The sequence below is a fragment of the Wolbachia endosymbiont of Drosophila leontia genome (assembly GCF_028981785.1).
Lineage (GTDB): Bacteria > Pseudomonadota > Alphaproteobacteria > Rickettsiales > Anaplasmataceae > Wolbachia > Wolbachia pipientis.
In genome coordinates this window covers 1-17,217 of the sequence record NZ_JAPQLK010000141.1, presented here as the reverse complement: position 1 = coordinate 17,217, position 17,217 = coordinate 1, and the positions used below count along the sequence as shown (strand labels likewise).

The following is a 17,217-nucleotide window of genomic DNA, read 5'->3' as shown; positions in this document are numbered from 1 at the left end:
AAAAAACAAGATTTTCAATAGGTTGCTTATAATTCTGACTATAGTTAGCCTTTCATAAGTAGCGATGCAATAAAGCCATCCCAGACTGGGATGACACCTCTGGGCACTGCCATCATAAAGGAACCAGTGTCAGCTACTTGAATGACATCATTTTCTGTGCAATTTACCTTCAAAAATGAATGTTTGTACAGCTGTGTGTCAAGCACTGGAATCTGCCACGCAAATTGCAATGTTCGTACAGTTATGCGTCAAGCCTAAAAGTAATTAGCTAATAGGTTTAATAAAAATTCACATATACAGGAAAGATTGGTAACATTACTTGAATAGAGACCGTTATTGTAATTATGCCGAAACGCACAGATATAGAATCTATATTAGTAATAGGAGCAGGCCCAATAGTTATAGGTCAGGCATGCGAGTTTGATTATTCCGGAACGCAAAGCTGTAAAGTATTAAAAAGTGAAGGTTATAAAGTCATTTTGGTTAACTCCAACCCCGCAACTATAATGACAGATCCTGAATTCTCTGATGCAACTTATATTGAGCCGGTACTGCCTGAAATCATAGAGAAAATTATAATTAAGGAGAGGCCAGACGCAATATTGCCAACAATGGGCGGGCAAACAGCACTCAATTGCGCAATAAAACTTGCAGATGATGGAGTGTTAGACAAATACAACGTAGAATTAATAGGGGTAAATAGAGAAGCAATAAAAAAAGCAGAGGATAGAGAGTTATTCCGTCAGTCCATGGATAGAATAGGACTGAAATATCCCAAAAGTATCATTATAAAAAATCAAGAACAAATAAAAAAGGCTTTGGACTACGTTGGATTACCAGCAATCATCCGTTCATCATTCACTCTTGGTGGCGCAGGTAGTGGCATAGCATATAATAAAGAGGAGTTTTTCAATATCGCAGAAAGTGCTCTCAAAATTTCGCCAATAAATGAAGTTCAGATAGATGAATCAATTATCGGCTGGAAAGAGTATGAAATGGAAGTTATCCGCGATTGTAAAGATAACTGCATAATAGTCTGTTCGATAGAAAATGTTGATCCAATGGGAGTGCACACCGGAGATAGTATTACGGTTGCTCCTGCTTTGACTCTGCGTGATGCTGAATATCAACAAATGAGAAATGCATCTATAGCAGTGCTGAGGGAAATTGACGTTAGTGCCGGTGGTGCAAATGTTCAGTTTGCAGTGAACCCTAAAGAAGATGGAAGCCTCGTTGTAATTGAAATGAATCCAAGGGTTTCTCGCTCCTCTGCACTTGCTTCGAAAGCAACAGGCTATCCTATTGCAAAAGTTGTAACTAAACTTGCTATTGGCTATTCGCTCGATGAAATACGTAATGACTGCGCTCCAGTTATACCTGCTGCATTTGAACCAGTGATTGATTATATCGTCACTAAAATTCCTCGTTTTGAATTTGAGAAATTTAAGGGGACGAATTGTGAATTATCAACCTCCATGAAATCGGTGGGAGAAGTAATGTCTATAGGCCGCACTTTTAATGAGTCGCTGCAGAAAGCTTTTCGCTCGCTTGAAACTGGGCTCACGGGACTTGATGAAGTGTTTTCTGAAAATACTGATATTGATCACATCAGATCTCAATTAGCAAAATTGCTACCAAACAGATTGCTGATAGCTGCTGATGCAATGCGTCATGGAATTAGCATAGAAGAAATAAATTCAATTACAGGTTATGACTTATGGTTTTTGCAGAATATACAGCAAATCATCTTGGCTGAACAAAAAATCAAGGAAAACGTCCTCCCTGGAACTGCATATGAAATGTTAGAGCTGAAAAAAATGGGATTTTCAGATGCAAGATTGGCGAAATTAAGCAATAAGAAAGTAGAGCAAATCGAAGAAACAAGAAAAAAATTTGGCATCAAACAAGTTTATAAGCGTGTAGACACCTGTGCAGCTGAATTTGAATCGAGCACTGCTTATATGTATGGCTGTTATGAGGGAAACATTACAAATAGGACAGAATGCGAAGCGGACATTTCTGACCGAAAAAAGGTTGTCATTTTAGGAAGTGGTCCAAACCGCATTGGTCAAGGTATTGAATTTGATTATGCATGCGTGCATGCAGCTTCTGCCGCCAAAGAAATGGGGTATGAAACAATAATGATCAACTGTAATCCAGAAACTGTTTCAACTGACTACGATACCGCTGATCGTTTATATTTTGCCCCACTGATTGCGGAGGATGTGCTTGAAATACTAAGCAAAGAGCAAGAAAATGGCACACTGGTTGGTGTAATAGTTCAAATAGGTGGTCAAACACCTTTAAAGTTAGCCAAAGTGCTTAACGAGAGAGGTTTCAAAATTTTGGGAACTTCGTTTGATTCTATTGACCTTGCAGAAGATCGCATGAGGTTTAAAAATCTTGCTTTGCAACTTAATTTAAAACAACCTGAAAATTCTATCTGCCATTCAGTAGAAGAAGCGTTAACCAACGCAGAAAAGGTGGGGTTTCCACTAGTAGTCAGGCCATCATATGTCCTTGGCGGTCAGTCTATGTCGATTAGACACGATACTCAGAGCTTCAAAGAGTATGTCTTGAATCAAACCAAAATTTTTGAACACGGATCGCTGCTTCTTGATAAATTTTTAGTCAATGCAGTTGAGGTTGACGTTGATGCTGTATGTGATGGGGAAAAAGTTTTCATTGCAGCGGTCATGGAGCATATTGAAGAAGCTGGTATCCACTCTGGTGATTCAACATGCTCAATACCGACAAATACATTGAGTGACGAAGTAATAAAAGAGATTAAGCTACAAACTGAAAGAATAGCTCTTGCACTAGAAGTGAAAGGTCTGATAAACATTCAGTTTGCTGTTCAAGAGAATAGACCTCTTGCAGAACCTGTTTGTGATGAGAAATTTTTAGAAAAAATGCAGATGAGCACCACAGAATACTCGAATGTATTTGAGGAGCGCAGACAAGCTTTGACGACAAAATTGCCTTCAGAAATCGAGTTATGCAAGAGGTCTAGTGATGTATACATACTTGAAGTGAATCTAAGGGCTAGTCGCACAGTTCCTTTTATTTCCAAGGTAATCAATATTCCTATTGCAAAGCTTGCCACTCAGGTTGTTTTGGGTAAAAAATTGAATCAGGAAAACAAGCCTTTCAATCATTTTGCAGTTAAAGCTGCTGTTTTTCCATTTACCCGCTTTGCAGGAGTTGATACTTTACTTGGTCCTGAAATGAAATCAACAGGAGAAGTGATGGGAATTGACTCATCATTTGAAGCTGCACTTGCAAAAACGCACATAGCTGCAGGATACAAGTTACCAACAGAAGGAACAGCTCTGGTTTCAGTAAAAGATGATGATAAAAAGTATATATTGCCAGTTGCACGAATGTTGAAAGAACTGAGTTTTGAAATATATGCCACCAAAGGCACAGCTTCGTATCTGAACAATAACGGCATTGCTGCACAAGCTGTAAATAAAGTAAGAGAAGGCAGACCCCACATAGTTGATATGCTCAAAGATGGAAAAATAAATCTAGTGATTAATACTTCAAAAGGTGTAAAGTCAGTCTCAGACAGCAAAGATATCAGGAGAACTGCTATTTTGCAAAATATAGTTTACAGCACCACAGCTTCCGGAAGTAAAGCGTTAGTGCTTGCAATTCAATATGTAAAGAATAGCAAACTGGAAGTGAAATCATTACAGCAGATACAAAACGTTTAAATATCAAAACTAGAATAATTCACTCTCAAAATGCTAAAGAGAACATAATAAAAAGATGGAAATTTTGAAGGAAATAGTATACCTAAAGAATCAACTAGCGTAATTGAACAGCCAAATGCTGCAACGAATGCTCCACAATCTCACCTAGAGGACACTTCCCTTATATGTTAAGAACAAGTCTTTATAAATATCAAAGTAGTGAGATTAAAGACACACAGAGAAGAGGAATCGTCACGCCCCTTGATTATAAGAATCGTTGTTCAGCAAGGTTCTCTTCTCTGGTTTATTATACTGAAAGTTCCGAACAACTGATTGAGCTTTTAGGCTCGTATATAAGGCTGGAAAATGCAGTATATGTTATTATTACGGAGGAATTATGAATTCATCAAACATTATTGCTGGCATTGATGTTAGCAAAAGTAAATTAGATCTCCACATTCACCCACTTGAGCATTATAAAATATTTGAAAACAATGTACAATCCGTTGGTGAAATGCTGGACTTTTTACGTTTGCATAATGTAACCAAAACTGGTCTTGAGGCAACTGGTGGATACGAAAAATTATGTGCCTATACTTTACTAAGCAATGGTTTTGAGGTGTACGTCATTCAACCAAGGTGGGAGAGACTATGCTAAAAGCCTTGGTATTACTACAAAAACTGATAAAATAGACTGCAGTATCATCTCACGTTATATTAATAATACAGATATGCGTGTTACTCCTTTAACAGTTAGTAATGGTAATATTGATTGCTTGAAACAAAAATTATCTCGTAGAAACCAACTTGTAGAAATAGCAAAAATACAAAAAACCCAAATCCAACAGGTAACTGATACATCTATAATCAAACAAATAGAGGAACTTCTTGCAATTTTACGTAATCAAATTAAAACTTTAGAAGATGAAATGATTACATTTATCGATCAAAACCAAGAGCTTAAAAGAAAATATATATATCAATAACTATATAGTAGCGGGATGACGGTTTTTCAAATTGTCGGTAAATCTAAGTCAGTTTAGCTATAGGCAGCAATTTTCTGTATTTATTTTAAATTGAAGAAAGCTCAAATGAAAGATCGTGTTTTGCTAAAAATCACAGAATGCGGTCTGGTTACTATTTAAAAGGATATGTTCAAAAAAACTGTGTCAAATCAACTCATACACTTCATTACCAACTTCATGATGAAGTTCCGCAGTTGGATGGAAATAATCAAAAAAGAAATAATCCTTTAGTGTTTCTTTGCTACACCCAGGGTTATAGTGAACGTCAAGTTCCCCTTTAAATATCAACTTTAAGAGTATTTTTACATTTTCTTTAAATCTCCCAACTTGGTCTGCAATGTTCGATGTGCATGCATCTTGACAATTTAAACCTTTGCTCTTGTATTCGCTAAACATACTTCTCATTTTAGAGTTAAGATCAAATGCTTTTATTTCAAGATTTGCACTTTTCTTCATATAATCTAAGCCTTTAGCCAGTTTTGCATTGAAACTCTCCGTGAGCTTTGTAGCTAGTTCCCTTGCTTCTTCATCTCTATTAAAAGCTGGTATTAAGCCAACTTCAGGTGCGTTTGCAACAACTACATGCTTAACACCATGTTCATTTAGAACCTTAAGTGCATTACATATTTCACTCACTGCTTGTTCCAACACTTCTTCCGCTTTAGTATCGTCATAAGCAGTGGCAACCATAACATCATTTCCGCCGATTATGATGCAAAATAAATCTTCTTTACCTATATCTGGATGATGTTTAATTACCGCATCTAGCTGGTTAGCTAAACGAAATTTATTGAAGAAATAAGAAAAAATAGGGTCAAAAATTTCAGATGCTGTTGCATATGAAACTGCGTAATTCTGATCTTGCTGTTCGTGGCATCTCCCAAAAAATGAATAACCCCACCCAGGTTTAAATTCATCTAAATCTAAATATTTTGCTATATATTCAACAGCAGTAGGGCCATTGCTAAAAGATCTTCCTTGATAAAAAGGATCATCAAATTTTACGCTTTTTGCAAAGGATAAATTATTTAAAATTCCAATGATTGCGCCATTATCGGATAAGCTATCACCCAGAACATAAAAATTTCTATACTTTGAATTAGAATTGTCATTTTTGTTTGTCATAATATTTACCGTAGATTAGCATGCTGTTTCATTAGATTCATAGAAAAAGAAAAACAGCGGTGAAATTATACAACTTTAGCCTAACTTGCTCTCCACTTTTTCCGGGCAAAATCAGCTTCTTCTTAACTTGACACGTATACTTAAAAGAACCCTCTAAGTTTTCTAGCACGGCTTGGATGTTTCAACTTGCGCAGTGCTTTTGCCTCTATTTGCCTAATTCTCTCACGTGTTACATTAAAAATTTTTCCTACTTCTTCTAAGGTATGTTCCTTCCCATCTTTACCAAGGCCAAAACGCATTCTTAAAATTCTTTCTTCCTTTGGTGTTAAAGTTGCAAGGACATTGGTTGTAATGCCACGCAAGTCAGCAAGTATTGCAGCATCCTCTGGCCTGGAGACTCGCTTGTCTTCTATACAATCACCAAAGGTACTACTATCATCTTTTCCTGTTGGAGCTTCAAGACTTACTGGATCCCTTGCTATTTTCATAACTCTGCGTATTCTTTCCAGTGGCATTGTCAGTTCTACACTCAATTCCTCTAACGTCGGCTCTCTTCCCATCTCATGAGTCATCTTTCTTAATGCTCTGTTGATTTTACTGATAATTTCCACCATATGAACTGGTATTCTAACTACTTTAGACTGCTCAGGTATTGCTCTAGTGATTGATTGTCTTACCCACCAAGTGCCATAAGTTGAAAATTTATATCCACGTTTGTAATCAAACTTATCCACGGCCTTCATAAGACCAATATTGCCTTCTTGTATCAAATCAAGCAGATCAAGGCCTCTTTTTGAATACTTCTTAGCAATGGAAACTACTAGCCTTAAGTTAGCCTTAATCATTTCTTGCTTTGCTTCAGAGACTTCTCGTTCGTGTTTTTGTATTCTCTTGATTAGCTCCTTAAATTCTTGTACGTTATCTTCCTGTGTATGCTGCTTAATACCGTTCAAGGTACTAGCTATATGTTCAGAGTTATCGTCTATAAACCTTAAAAATTTGTTTTTTAATTCACCTGTAAAAGAGGACTGATTTTCATTGATCTTTAAAAGACTTATCTTTTTCAATTCGTGCTTTAAAAGCACGTCATCATAAACTTTATAGAAACTTTCTCTATCGATATCGTATTTTCTAGCCTCAGCAATAAGATTAGCCTCTTCAAGCGTAATGGATCTATTTATCTTATAAAGTTCTTGTGTAATTCTGGCAACAGCAGCATCACTTAACTTAATTTGTAATGCTATAGACCATATTTGATTATACAAATTTTCTAGCTCATTAGAGAAATTTTTAGAATTTTTTCTTAATATCAACGCTTCATTTGTTAAAGTAATTATCTCATCCAATGCAACTATGACCTTTGGCAATAAGTCACTTTCCATTTCAAGAATAGAAACATTTAAATTGACTGAACTTATATCTTCATTATTACCGTCTTTCTCATCATCACTTTTTTTACTATCTTTCTCATCATCACTACAGTACTCAGCATCTTCAGAAACATCCTCAGAATCCTCAACATCTTCAGCACTTTCTTCACTCTCTTCACTTTCTTCTTTGGGTACCACATTAAAATCAGAGTTATAAATTGCATCCAGATCTATAATTTCTCTCAGTAAGAGAGCTCCATTACTTAAATCATCACGCCATACTTTTATCACCTTTAATGTTACTGATGTTTCAATTATTGCGCGTAACATGTTATGCTTTTCAGATTCAATTTTTTTTGCTATCTCGATTTCACCTGCCCTTGATAAAAGCTTTACGGAGCTCATGTCTTGTAAATAAATCCTCACTGGATCATCATTTTGTACTAAAGTTGCAGTAACATTTGGCGATGTGTCATCATCATCAAGTTTACTATCATCACTGTTGGAAGGAATATCTTCTTCATCTTCGCTACTTTCAAGCACATTAATTCCGGAATCCTGCAATAAAGATATAGCATCATCTATAAAGTCAGACGAAAAATTTTCATCTGATAATTTATCATTTATATCATCAAAGGTGATAAAACCACCCTTTTTTATACTCTTAGTTACCAGATCTTTGATAATTTTTTTCTTATCTTCTGCATCATTAATAGTTGACATCATTACCTTTATAGTTTATAATTTTATTTCTTACTAACAAACAAACTTACAACGAGCAAGTCTATAATTTTACTTTTAACTTGTGGCTATTTGTTACTTCATATAGTTTAAGATGCTGTTAATTTATGTACACTTGTCTTAATCAATTGTTCCATACTTTTCTTCCATTTTTACTGCTATGGATAATCCAACTGAAAATGTTGCAATTCCAACCACTATAGCAGTAAGCATTAAAACATGGGGTATAGGATTGCTATATGAATAAAAATTTGAAACCAATATAGGAGGCAAGGAACTTTTTATATATCCTAGAGATATGTAAAATAACAAAACAGATGCTTGGAAGACGCCTACCCCTATCATTTTCTTGACTAAATTTTTATCGTTTATAATAATATATAAACCTAGCACCATTAATACAATAATAATCGTATAATTATATAAAGTCATTGTTTTTTCCTACGAGCAAAATTTATATATATAATTAACATAGAGGAGCAGACAGTAAATGCTACACCTAATTCCACCAAAAAAATACCTAATTTTTGACCGGTTCTATTATTGGTTAACAAGATATCATAAGATAAAAAATTTTGGCCAAGTAAAGTTGTTGCAACGCCCGTTCCTCCATAAATTAAAATACCTAACACGTTAGTCAATCTAATCACAGAATAAGGTATTGCTTTTAGAGTTGTAGATACACCAAATAGCATTGAATATAATATTATCCCGGAGGCAATAATTATTCCTGCTTGAAAACCTCCACCCGGAGTGTAATCACCGTGAAATTGTATGTATAAACCAAATAAAATGATAAAAGGTATCATCAAAAATGTTACTGCATTTAATATCGGATCTTTAATCATTTTCTTTTTCTTCTTTTAATATCAACGTTATACAAAGCGCAGCAGTAAAAACTACTATAGTTTCTCCAAACGTGTCATAACCACGAAAGCTTGCCAAAATAGCTGTCACTATATTAGGAATACCGGTAGCTTTTTCGGTATTTTCCACATAATAAGGAGCAACATGCAAGTGGATCGGAGCATTGTGGCTGCCAAAATCTGGCAATTGAATCATAAAACATGACAAACATACAGCCAGAAATAACATAAAAAAAAGCGTTATAGGGTTATGACATAGATTTACTTTATGATTCTTTATCAAGGAGAGTGCTGCAAACGTAAAAACTGTACTGAGCCCCGCACCAACAGAAGCTTCAGTAATTGCAACATCATGTGCATTCATAATTAAGTATATAAGCGCAATCAGTGAACTAAATACACACATTAGAACAGCACTTACGACTAAATGTCGCGAGAAAACTATAAAAACCGTAACTGTTAGTAACAACAAAAGTAACACTACATTTAATATTTCTAACACCTTAGCCTTCTTTAACAGTTTTTTTCTTAACTTTATAATGAGTGCGCGCTAAAATATAGCTATTAGTTGAGTTAGCTACCCATATTATAAAAATTAATAATACTATTTTAACAGTATTGATTGAAAATCCATTCTGCAAAGCAAAACCAATTAACAATAACGTTGCACCGCTAGAATCTGTAATACCTGCTGCATGTAACCTAGTATAGAAATCAGGAAATCTGATCACCCCTATATTTGAAATAATTATCAAACAAATACCTAAAAATATGAAAATGGATCCTATCATAAATTATCAAAACAACATTAATCTCATTAGTGCTATAGTTGATATAAAGCTAACGCTAGCATACAACAATGCTATATCAATTAGAAAAAAATTATTCAGAATGATTGATATTGCTGTTATAAGTACAACTACTTGCGTTGAGAAATTATTGAACGCTAAAACCTTATTGTACACATCATTTGACTTAGACACTATGCAACACAACATTACACTCATACAGAACAACAGTGTATAGATAGCAATGCAAATCATTTAAAGACCATGTGACTTCAGTAGATTTCTAAACGGATACTTCTTCATCGCCATCTTGATCATTTATTTCATCATCTATTTCACCATCCACTTCATAATCTTGGCTTTCTTGACTTGCATCAAGATCTGTGTTATCAGAAAAATTTAATAAATTCGCTAGCTTACTTGTATTACTGCTGTAAACATTATTCATATTTCCTTTCATGTATTCCTTGCATCTACCTACCAAAAGGCTAAACAGCTCATGAGTATCCACCTGTTTTCCTGCTATTTCATGTAAGGAAACTATGGTATTTTTATGACCTTTAAACTTAGCTGCTTGAATTGGATTACTTGCCCCTGTATTTAAATCATGTGTTCTTTGACTTGCCAACAGAACCAATTTGAAACGGTTACTTACCCGTTCTATACACTTTTCTACAATAGACTCAGCCATAAGATACTACCTTAACAAGTTTTATACTATATCAAAAAAAACAAGTTGTCAACTTTGTATCTATTGCGATTCAACTTCATGTTTTACTTTTTCTGCCTCAGATTTTATTTCTTGGCTTTCTGTCATCGTGATTGTTATTTCATGATCAAGTTTTTTTAGAAATCCTAACAATCGCTCTAAAGAAAAACCATCTATTTTACCATTTTTAATTTGCGATACCTTTGGCTGATCAATACCAAGTTTCTCAGCTGCAAAAGCCTGAGTCCAAGCATTTTTTTCTATAATTTTATTTATTATATAAAGCAACTTTGTCTTTATTCCTGCACTGTCTAAGTTATTTAACGATATTATTTCCATAATTTTTACACTCACATATCAATTAACTTTATTAAATATTATAGCATAATATTTAATATACCAAGATATTAATATCATGTAACTTGTCAATAATTATATGATATCAATATTCAAAACTTTAAGTTGATTATATATTAATATTTTCATCAAGTTTCTAGTAATTTTAAATTACCATTTTACCATCAGTCTATCTGAAAAAACCATTTATAGAAAGAACAAGCTAAGATTACAAAGCTTGAAATACAAAAATAATTATTTTATAAATTTATCTTACATAAGAAGTTTATATCTCTATATCTTAATATAAATATTTATTTAAATTTTTAAAATTTCTATTTTAACGAGAATTCTATATATTATATTTATAATATAATTTAAATATTTGTTGCTTTTTAGTTGGAACATTATTTAGTTAGTAAGTAAAATTGTGTTGAATATGACAAAAATAAAAAAAGATGTTGCTGTTATTATGGGAAGTGAGTCAGATTACACCACTATGGTCCATACTGTTGATATGTTAAAAGCATTAGAAGTTTCACATGATATATTCATAATATCTGCACATAGAACACCAGAAAGGCTCTTCAATTTTGCTAAATCTGCACAAGAAGAAGGTTTTAAGGTTATTATAGCTGGTGCAGGAGGTGCAGCTCATTTACCTGGTATGGTTGCGTCACTAACTTGTTTACCAGTTATCGGCGTTCCTGTGCATAGTAAACAATTAAATGGGCTGGACAGTCTACTCTCTATAGTTCAAATGCCAAAGGGTGTTCCAGTTGCAACCATGTCTATAGGAGAAAATGGAGCATATAATGCTGCCATTACTGCCGTATCTATATTGTCAATTTCCAACAGTGAAATTGCAGGTAGGTTAAAAAAGTGGAGAGAGAAACAGACCAAAGAAGTAAAAGAGAAACCAGTTTCATAATAAATCTATGGCAATAATCCTTTTAGACACAAAAACCATAAACCGTATAGCAGCGGGGGAGGTGATAGAAAGGCCAGCAAGTGTAGTAAAGGAATTAGTGGAAAATGCAATAGATGCTGGAAGTTTAGGAATAGAGATTAAAATAGAAAGTGGTGGGCGTAACCTTATTATTGTGACAGATGATGGTAACGGAGTAGAAAAAAACGATTTAGAACTTGCGTTTATGCGCCATGCTACTTCAAAATTGAGCGACAATGAGTTGATAGAAATCAAGCATCTTGGCTTTAGAGGAGAAGCTCTGCCTTCAATAGCAGCAGTAAGCAGGATAAAATTATCGTCTAAGGCAAGAGAAGCAGATGAAGCATGGTCTATAAGTTATGAGGGTGGAGAGAAAATAGGGGAGCAAACTCCTTACTCTTTATCACAAGGCACACATATTGAAGTACGAGATTTATTTTTTGCCACTCCAAATAGACTAAAATTTCTAAAAACTGAAAGAGCAGAAACTCAAAGCATTGTTGATATTGTAAACAACCTAGCAATGATTAACTATCATATGGGGTTTACTCTCACTTCAGGTAATAAAAAGCTCTTAAAATACGCTAAGCAGACTTCGTTATTTCATAGATTGTGTGAAGTAGAAGAAGAATTTCAGGGCAATTCTTTGGAGATCAATGAAGAAGAAGACGGCATTAAACTTACGGGACACATCTGTAAGCCGACTGTCAATCGTGGTAAGTCCACTCAGATCTATACGTTTGTTAATGGAAGGCCAATTAAAGATAATTTACTTATTGGCGCAGTTAGGTATGCATATCATGATTTTATTCCAAGCGATAGGTATCCTTTTGCAGCGTTACATTTAGAGATACCTTATGATCAAGTAGATGTAAATGTGCATCCAAATAAGTCAGAAGTAAGGTTTCAGAATAAGAAGCTCATATATGAGATAATGACAAGAGGATTAATTAAAGCATTGTCAAGAAGGATAGGCACTTTTCCAGCGCATGACCAGAAAATGGATTCAACATTGCCGGATCCTTTTGATAAACCTAATGTTCAAAAAGAATTTTATGAAAAAAGACCAAGTCCTTTTAAAAATCAACTAATAAAAGAATTTGCTTCTCCAAATGAAAAAGCAAAAGGCTTATCAGAACAGTCAAAATCGTTTGATTATACCGGCATACAGAAATTTCCATCACAAGCGGAGACTATGGTTCTAGAAAAAAAGGTGTTAGAGCAAGTTGATTTGATAGAGAGCCACCCGCTCGGGTTTGCACGCTGTCAGGTCTATAATACTTACATTATTGCCGAGGTAAGAGACAAATTGATTATAGTCGACCAGCATGCAGCCCACGAAAGGCTAGTATATGAATGCTTAAAACAAAAATCAAGTGTAAAAAGACAAAAACTACTTCTTCCTGAAACGGTTGAAATCAAAAATCAAGCCGGAATGGAGATGATTGAAATCTATAAAGATAAGTTATTTGAAATGGGTTTTGATATTGAGATCAAACCAGAAAATAAGGTGATAGTAAAAGAAATCCCTGCAATTTTGGGAGCAATAGATGTGAAAGAGATGCTGATTAATATAGTCGATAGATTAACGGAAATAGAAGGTACATTGCCAGTAGAAGATAAAGTGAACAAAATATTGGCCACTATTGCTTGTTATGGATCAATTAGAGCGGGTAGAAAAATGAGATTAGAAGAAATGAATGTGCTGCTTAGACAAATGGAAAAAACCCCATATTCCGGGCAATGCAACCACGGAAGACCAACTTACATAGAAATGAAACTCAGTGATATTGAAAAACTTTTTGAGCGGAGGTAAGAGGTTGCCATAAATATGTAAGCGCTTCTTCCTCGTCATCCAAGTAGCTATAGAGACAAAAAACTTACTTGACAAACTCCGCCAGCCCCTTTATCATGAAACTGAAGCTATTTATTTATCTTTGCAATCTCTGCAGGTTAATGACAAAAAACTTAGGGTATTTGGCGTCTCATGTTTAATTTTTCGCACTACGTGCGTCGCATGTCTTTAAAAATTTCTGGGTTTTTACCTATATAAGCCGAAACGCGCTTACAAAGCGTTTAAGACAGCAAAAAACGTCAAATTGACAAGGGGGGATTTGAATGCTAGCTACTACGGGGTTTCTTTGCCTTTTTTCCTGCTTGGTAAATTTCTTAAACACTTGCGGTGTAGGTTAGTTGCAAGTTAAAAGTAGCTAAATCGCTCTTAATCAAGCGTTTTAGAATAAAAAAAACGCCGATATTTTAGTACATAGTAAATAGCTAACCACCACGGGGCTTCTTTTGCCTTTTTTTTCATTTGGTAAATTTCTTAAATATTTATGACTAAACGATAATCGTCATCCCTAAGTATCCCGCTGCTTGTTAGCGGGATCTATGTTAAGGTATGACAGTTAAGTAGGGGATCTATGTTAAGAGATACCGCGAATGAATCGCGGTATGACGGTTCGCGGCGGCATAGTAATTCGTCATCCCGCTGCTTGTTAGCGGGATCTTTTGTTAGCGCCGCGGCGGTATGACGTCTCGCTTGCAACCTATAGCTTTGTCATTCCAGTGCTCCTTTTTTTGTCATCCCAGTGCCTTGACTATTTGGATCCAGAAAACTTAGCTTCGAGTCGAGTAGGCTGCAAATAAAAACTGGATTCCAGCGTCACGCGCTGGAATGACACCCTGACAATCGTCATCCCGCTACGTGTTAGCGGGATCTATGTTAAGAGATACCGCGGCGGTATGACGTATAGAAACTAAAAAAGTTCTTTTTTAAAAAACTTAAGTTATACTTATAAGTATTTGATACTTTTTATAGTGATTATGTCGAGTTTAAGCTGCCTTTATGGTGATAATGCAGAATTTGTGGAAGAAATGTATAGCCGTTATTTGCAGGGTGATAAATCAATCGGGGAGGATTGGTATAGAATTTTTTCAAGCAATTTAGAAGTTAATAAAGCGGAGACCTGCGGTGCACAACATGTAACTAAGGTGGATGATTCAGTTTCTGGTTTAGCAAATTTTTTCAGATCTTACGGTCATTTTTTTGCGGATCTTAATCCGTTATCACCCAATGTGAATAAGGAAGTAGATTATCAGAAATATTCGAATCTATATCCGGCAAGTGACGCTGGAATCTATAGAGATATTTACTGCAAGAACATCGGTTTTGAATTTATGCATATCTCCTCTTATGAGGAGAGGATGTGGCTGCAGGAAAAGATCGAAAATCAAACCTATACGCTGAGTTCACAAGATAAAAAGGAAATACTGAGGCACTTAATTGAATCTGAGATGTTCGAGCAATTTCTCCATATGAAATTTCCTGGATATAAACGTTTTTCTATCGAAGGTGGGGAATCAGCTATCGTTGCAATTGAGAGAATCATTAGTGATTCTGCAGCTTTTAGTATTGAAGAAATAGTTCTTGGCATGGCTCACCGCGGACGACTCAATATTCTAACCAAAGTTATGGGCAAAGAATATGCGGCAATGCTATCTGAATTTCAAGGCAATCTTGCATATCCAGGTGGTCTTGAGGTGTCCGGTGATGTTAAATATCACCTTGGTTACTCTTCTGATCAAACACTTGCCGGTGGTAAGAAAATACATTTAAGTTTATGCCCTAATCCATCTCACCTTGAAGCGGTAAATCCGGTTTTGGCTGGAAGAATAAGAGCAAAACAGAATATAAGATCTGTGCTTGGCATATCAATTCATGGTGATGCGGCTTTCATCGGCCAAGGAGTGGTTGCTGAAACTCTAACCTTAAGCAATATTGAAGGTTATAAGGTAGATGGCATTGTGCACATTGTTATTAATAACCAAGTTGGTTTTACTGCTAATCCGTGTTGTGCGCGATCCTCTTTTTACTGTACTGATGTAGCAAAATCAATAGAAGCTCCAGTGTTTCACGTTAATGGAGATAACCCAGAAGCTGTGAGTTTTGCTACAAGTCTGGCGATGGAATATAGGCAGAAATTTAAAAAGGACGTAGTGATTGACATAATATGTTACCGCAAATATGGCCATAATGAAGGTGATGAACCGAATTTCACTCAGCCACTCATGTATAAGGTAATATCAAAGCATAAAACTCCAGGAACACTGTATGAAGAGAAGTTGATCGCAGAGAAAGTATTAAGTGGTGATGAGGTAAATAAATTGCGCAGTGAGTTCAGGGCAAGATTGGATAAAAGTCTTGCTGAATCAGCGGCTTATACTCCAAAAAAAGCTGACTGGTTTTGTGGAGTATGGTCAAAATTAAGAAAGGCAAGGTTGAACGATTTGAGCGAATACTATACAGATTCTGGTGTTCCGCCAGATGAGTTGAAAAAATTGGGTGTACATATAAATAGCAACATCCCAAGTAGCTTTAACATTAACAATAAGGTTAGAAAAATACTTGATGGCAGAATAGACAGCATAAATTCCGGTAGTAATATAGACTGGGCAACTGCCGAAAGTCTTGCGTTTGCATCACTGCTCACAGAAGGAATAGGAGTGCGTTTATCAGGACAAGACTCTGGTCGTGGAACTTTCTCGCACCGTCATTCAAGGCTTGTTGATCAGGTAACAGAAGAAGCGTTTATTCCGCTAAACAATATAAATGAAAAGCAAGCTCACTTTGAGGTCATAGATAGCGCTTTATCAGAGTATGCTGTAATGGGCTTTGAATATGGATATAGCCTTGATTCCCCATATTCACTAGTGCTCTGGGAAGGACAATTTGGTGATTTTGCAAATGGTGCACAAATTATGATCGACCAGTTTATCGCATCTGCAGAAACAAAGTGGTTGCGATCAAGCGGTCTAGTTTTGTTGCTGCCTCATGGTTATGAAGGACAGGGACCTGAGCATAGCTCCGCGCGTATAGAGAGATTTTTGCAACTCTGCGCAGAAGATAACATGCAAGTTGTTAATTGCTCTACTCCAGCAAATTATTTTCATGCTTTACGCAGGCAAATCCACAGAGACTTTCGCAAGCCTTTAGTAGTGTTTACACCTAAATCACTATTGCGTCATAAAAGAGCAGTTTCTAACCTATCTGACTTTGAAGGAAAATTCCTCACGGTAATCCCAGAATATAGAACAGATTTGGTTCTAAATGATAAAATACGTAAAGTTGTAATATGCAGCGGTAAAGTTTATTACGACATAATTGAAGTATGTGAAGCACAAAAAATAAACGATATAGCAGTAATACGTTTGGAGCAATTCTATCCATTTCCTGCAGATAAACTAAGTATTGAACTTGAAAAATACAAAAGCGCTGAAATTATATGGTGTCAAGAAGAACCAAAAAATATGGGAGGGTGGTTTTTTGTCAACTCATTGATAGAAGAAGTGTTGTCCAATCTCAATATTCAAGCAAAAAGACCTAAGTGTATCGCAAGACCTGCTGCTGCATCTCCTGCATGTGGTTATGCTAGTGTTCATGCTCAGCAACAAGAGGAGATTTTAAGACAGATCGCTTAGTATTTACAGTTATTGAAGCAGAAGTGGTGCTATAAAAGTAGCTGACACTTGAGTCCGGTTGGGCTTTGTTGCATCGCTACTTATGAAAGGCTAACTATAGTTAGAATTATAAGCAACCTATTGAAAATC

The 17,217-nt window shown here is 35.5% G+C and carries 17 protein-coding genes; 7 read left to right on the top strand and 10 right to left on the bottom strand.

The features are described from left to right. Window positions 1-44: 44 nt before the first annotated feature. The gene (locus OZD63_RS05315) at window positions 45-206 is read right to left on the bottom strand and encodes a hypothetical protein (RefSeq protein WP_274980030.1); all 162 of its coding nucleotides are present in this window, start codon (window positions 204-206) and stop codon (window positions 45-47) included. Window positions 207-344: 138 nt separating this feature from the next. Between OZD63_RS05315 and carB the strand changes: the two genes are divergently transcribed. The 4 genes from carB to OZD63_RS05295 all read left to right on the top strand — a co-directional run bounded on the left by carB (window position 345) and on the right by OZD63_RS05295 (window position 4,684). Further along, on the top strand, window positions 345-3,719 hold the full coding sequence (gene carB, locus OZD63_RS05310) for a carbamoyl-phosphate synthase large subunit (protein WP_274980029.1): 3,375 nt from the start codon (window positions 345-347) through the stop codon (window positions 3,717-3,719). Window positions 3,720-3,883: 164 nt separating this feature from the next. Beyond that, window positions 3,884-4,099, top strand: coding sequence for a hypothetical protein (locus OZD63_RS05305; protein ID WP_080717592.1), 216 nt, complete (start codon window positions 3,884-3,886; stop codon window positions 4,097-4,099). Continuing rightward, window positions 4,096-4,356, top strand: a complete 261-nt coding sequence (locus OZD63_RS05300; RefSeq protein ID WP_275008310.1) for an IS110 family transposase — start codon at window positions 4,096-4,098, stop codon at window positions 4,354-4,356. Before OZD63_RS05305 ends, OZD63_RS05300 begins: the two co-directional genes overlap by 4 nt. Beyond that, window positions 4,307-4,684 carry a hypothetical protein gene (locus OZD63_RS05295; RefSeq protein WP_275008309.1) on the top strand — a complete coding sequence of 126 codons (378 nt, stop codon included), beginning with the start codon at window positions 4,307-4,309 and terminating at the stop codon, window positions 4,682-4,684. Before OZD63_RS05300 ends, OZD63_RS05295 begins: the two co-directional genes overlap by 50 nt. A gap of 183 nt (window positions 4,685-4,867) precedes the next feature. Here the strand turns inward: OZD63_RS05295 and OZD63_RS05290 are convergent, their stop codons facing one another. From OZD63_RS05290 to OZD63_RS05250, 9 genes are all read right to left on the bottom strand, one after another. Then, window positions 4,868-5,848 carry an SGNH/GDSL hydrolase family protein gene (locus OZD63_RS05290; RefSeq protein ID WP_274979387.1) on the bottom strand — a complete coding sequence of 327 codons (981 nt, stop codon included), beginning with the start codon at window positions 5,846-5,848 and terminating at the stop codon, window positions 4,868-4,870. A 140-nt stretch (window positions 5,849-5,988) separates the two neighbouring features. Next, the gene (gene rpoD, locus OZD63_RS05285; protein WP_274979388.1) at window positions 5,989-7,941 is read right to left on the bottom strand and encodes an RNA polymerase sigma factor RpoD; all 1,953 of its coding nucleotides are present in this window, start codon (window positions 7,939-7,941) and stop codon (window positions 5,989-5,991) included. Between the two features lie 138 nt (window positions 7,942-8,079). Next, window positions 8,080-8,391, bottom strand: a complete 312-nt coding sequence (locus OZD63_RS05280) for a cation:proton antiporter subunit C (RefSeq protein ID WP_275008308.1) — start codon at window positions 8,389-8,391, stop codon at window positions 8,080-8,082. Then, on the bottom strand, window positions 8,388-8,807 hold the full coding sequence (locus OZD63_RS05275) for a Na(+)/H(+) antiporter subunit B (RefSeq protein ID WP_006279705.1): 420 nt from the start codon (window positions 8,805-8,807) through the stop codon (window positions 8,388-8,390). Before OZD63_RS05275 ends, OZD63_RS05280 begins: the two co-directional genes overlap by 4 nt. Then, window positions 8,800-9,327: a DUF4040 domain-containing protein gene (locus tag OZD63_RS05270; RefSeq protein WP_274979385.1), complete on the bottom strand. Its 528-nt coding sequence runs from the start codon at window positions 9,325-9,327 to the stop codon at window positions 8,800-8,802. The genes OZD63_RS05275 and OZD63_RS05270 overlap by 8 nt, the downstream gene beginning before the upstream one ends. A gap of 1 nt (window position 9,328) precedes the next feature. After that, on the bottom strand, window positions 9,329-9,616 hold the full coding sequence (gene mnhG / locus OZD63_RS05265; RefSeq protein WP_006279703.1) for a monovalent cation/H(+) antiporter subunit G: 288 nt from the start codon (window positions 9,614-9,616) through the stop codon (window positions 9,329-9,331). A 6-nt stretch (window positions 9,617-9,622) separates the two neighbouring features. Beyond that, entirely contained in the window at window positions 9,623-9,868 is a 246-nt protein-coding gene (locus tag OZD63_RS05260; RefSeq protein ID WP_007548527.1) for a monovalent cation/H+ antiporter complex subunit F, read from the bottom strand. A 28-nt stretch (window positions 9,869-9,896) separates the two neighbouring features. Then, a complete protein-coding gene (gene rpoZ / locus OZD63_RS05255; RefSeq protein WP_007548528.1) occupies window positions 9,897-10,304 on the bottom strand; it encodes a DNA-directed RNA polymerase subunit omega in 408 nt (135 codons plus the stop codon). A gap of 60 nt (window positions 10,305-10,364) precedes the next feature. Further along, window positions 10,365-10,661, bottom strand: coding sequence for a helix-turn-helix domain-containing protein (locus tag OZD63_RS05250; protein ID WP_010081926.1), 297 nt, complete (start codon window positions 10,659-10,661; stop codon window positions 10,365-10,367). Between the two features lie 436 nt (window positions 10,662-11,097). On the opposite strand from OZD63_RS05250, the gene purE reads away from it, so the two are divergent. The 3 genes from purE (at window position 11,098) to OZD63_RS05235 (ending at window position 17,088) form a co-directional block, all read left to right on the top strand. Continuing rightward, on the top strand, window positions 11,098-11,589 hold the full coding sequence (gene purE / locus OZD63_RS05245) for a 5-(carboxyamino)imidazole ribonucleotide mutase (RefSeq protein ID WP_006280351.1): 492 nt from the start codon (window positions 11,098-11,100) through the stop codon (window positions 11,587-11,589). Window positions 11,590-11,596: 7 nt separating this feature from the next. Next, window positions 11,597-13,423 carry a DNA mismatch repair endonuclease MutL gene (mutL, locus tag OZD63_RS05240; RefSeq protein WP_274980152.1) on the top strand — a complete coding sequence of 609 codons (1,827 nt, stop codon included), beginning with the start codon at window positions 11,597-11,599 and terminating at the stop codon, window positions 13,421-13,423. Window positions 13,424-14,433: 1,010 nt separating this feature from the next. Then, complete coding sequence (locus OZD63_RS05235) at window positions 14,434-17,088, top strand: 2-oxoglutarate dehydrogenase E1 component (RefSeq protein ID WP_274979614.1); 2,655 nt, start codon at window positions 14,434-14,436, stop codon at window positions 17,086-17,088. Window positions 17,089-17,217: the final 129 nt, after the last annotated feature.

Excerpts from the sequence above, each read along its gene's own strand:
- carB (WP_274980029.1), top strand. The coding sequence starts at position 345 with ATGCCGAAACGCACAGATATAGAATCTATATTAGTAATAGGAGCAGGC.
- OZD63_RS05305 (WP_080717592.1), top strand. The coding sequence starts at position 3,884 with ATGTTAAGAACAAGTCTTTATAAATATCAAAGTAGTGAGATTAAAGAC.
- OZD63_RS05300 (WP_275008310.1), top strand. The coding sequence starts at position 4,096 with ATGAATTCATCAAACATTATTGCTGGCATTGATGTTAGCAAAAGTAAA.
- OZD63_RS05295 (WP_275008309.1), top strand. The coding sequence starts at position 4,307 with ATGGTTTTGAGGTGTACGTCATTCAACCAAGGTGGGAGAGACTATGCT.
- OZD63_RS05290 (WP_274979387.1), bottom strand. The coding sequence starts at position 5,848 with ATGACAAACAAAAATGACAATTCTAATTCAAAGTATAGAAATTTTTAT.
- rpoD (WP_274979388.1), bottom strand. The coding sequence starts at position 7,941 with ATGTCAACTATTAATGATGCAGAAGATAAGAAAAAAATTATCAAAGAT.
- OZD63_RS05280 (WP_275008308.1), bottom strand. The coding sequence starts at position 8,391 with ATGACTTTATATAATTATACGATTATTATTGTATTAATGGTGCTAGGT.
- OZD63_RS05275 (WP_006279705.1), bottom strand. The coding sequence starts at position 8,807 with ATGATTAAAGATCCGATATTAAATGCAGTAACATTTTTGATGATACCT.
- mnhG (WP_006279703.1), bottom strand. The coding sequence starts at position 9,616 with ATGATAGGATCCATTTTCATATTTTTAGGTATTTGTTTGATAATTATT.
- OZD63_RS05260 (WP_007548527.1), bottom strand. The coding sequence starts at position 9,868 with ATGATTTGCATTGCTATCTATACACTGTTGTTCTGTATGAGTGTAATG.
- rpoZ (WP_007548528.1), bottom strand. The coding sequence starts at position 10,304 with ATGGCTGAGTCTATTGTAGAAAAGTGTATAGAACGGGTAAGTAACCGT.
- OZD63_RS05250 (WP_010081926.1), bottom strand. The coding sequence starts at position 10,661 with ATGGAAATAATATCGTTAAATAACTTAGACAGTGCAGGAATAAAGACA.
- purE (WP_006280351.1), top strand. The coding sequence starts at position 11,098 with ATGACAAAAATAAAAAAAGATGTTGCTGTTATTATGGGAAGTGAGTCA.
- mutL (WP_274980152.1), top strand. The coding sequence starts at position 11,597 with ATGGCAATAATCCTTTTAGACACAAAAACCATAAACCGTATAGCAGCG.
- OZD63_RS05235 (WP_274979614.1), top strand. The coding sequence starts at position 14,434 with ATGTCGAGTTTAAGCTGCCTTTATGGTGATAATGCAGAATTTGTGGAA.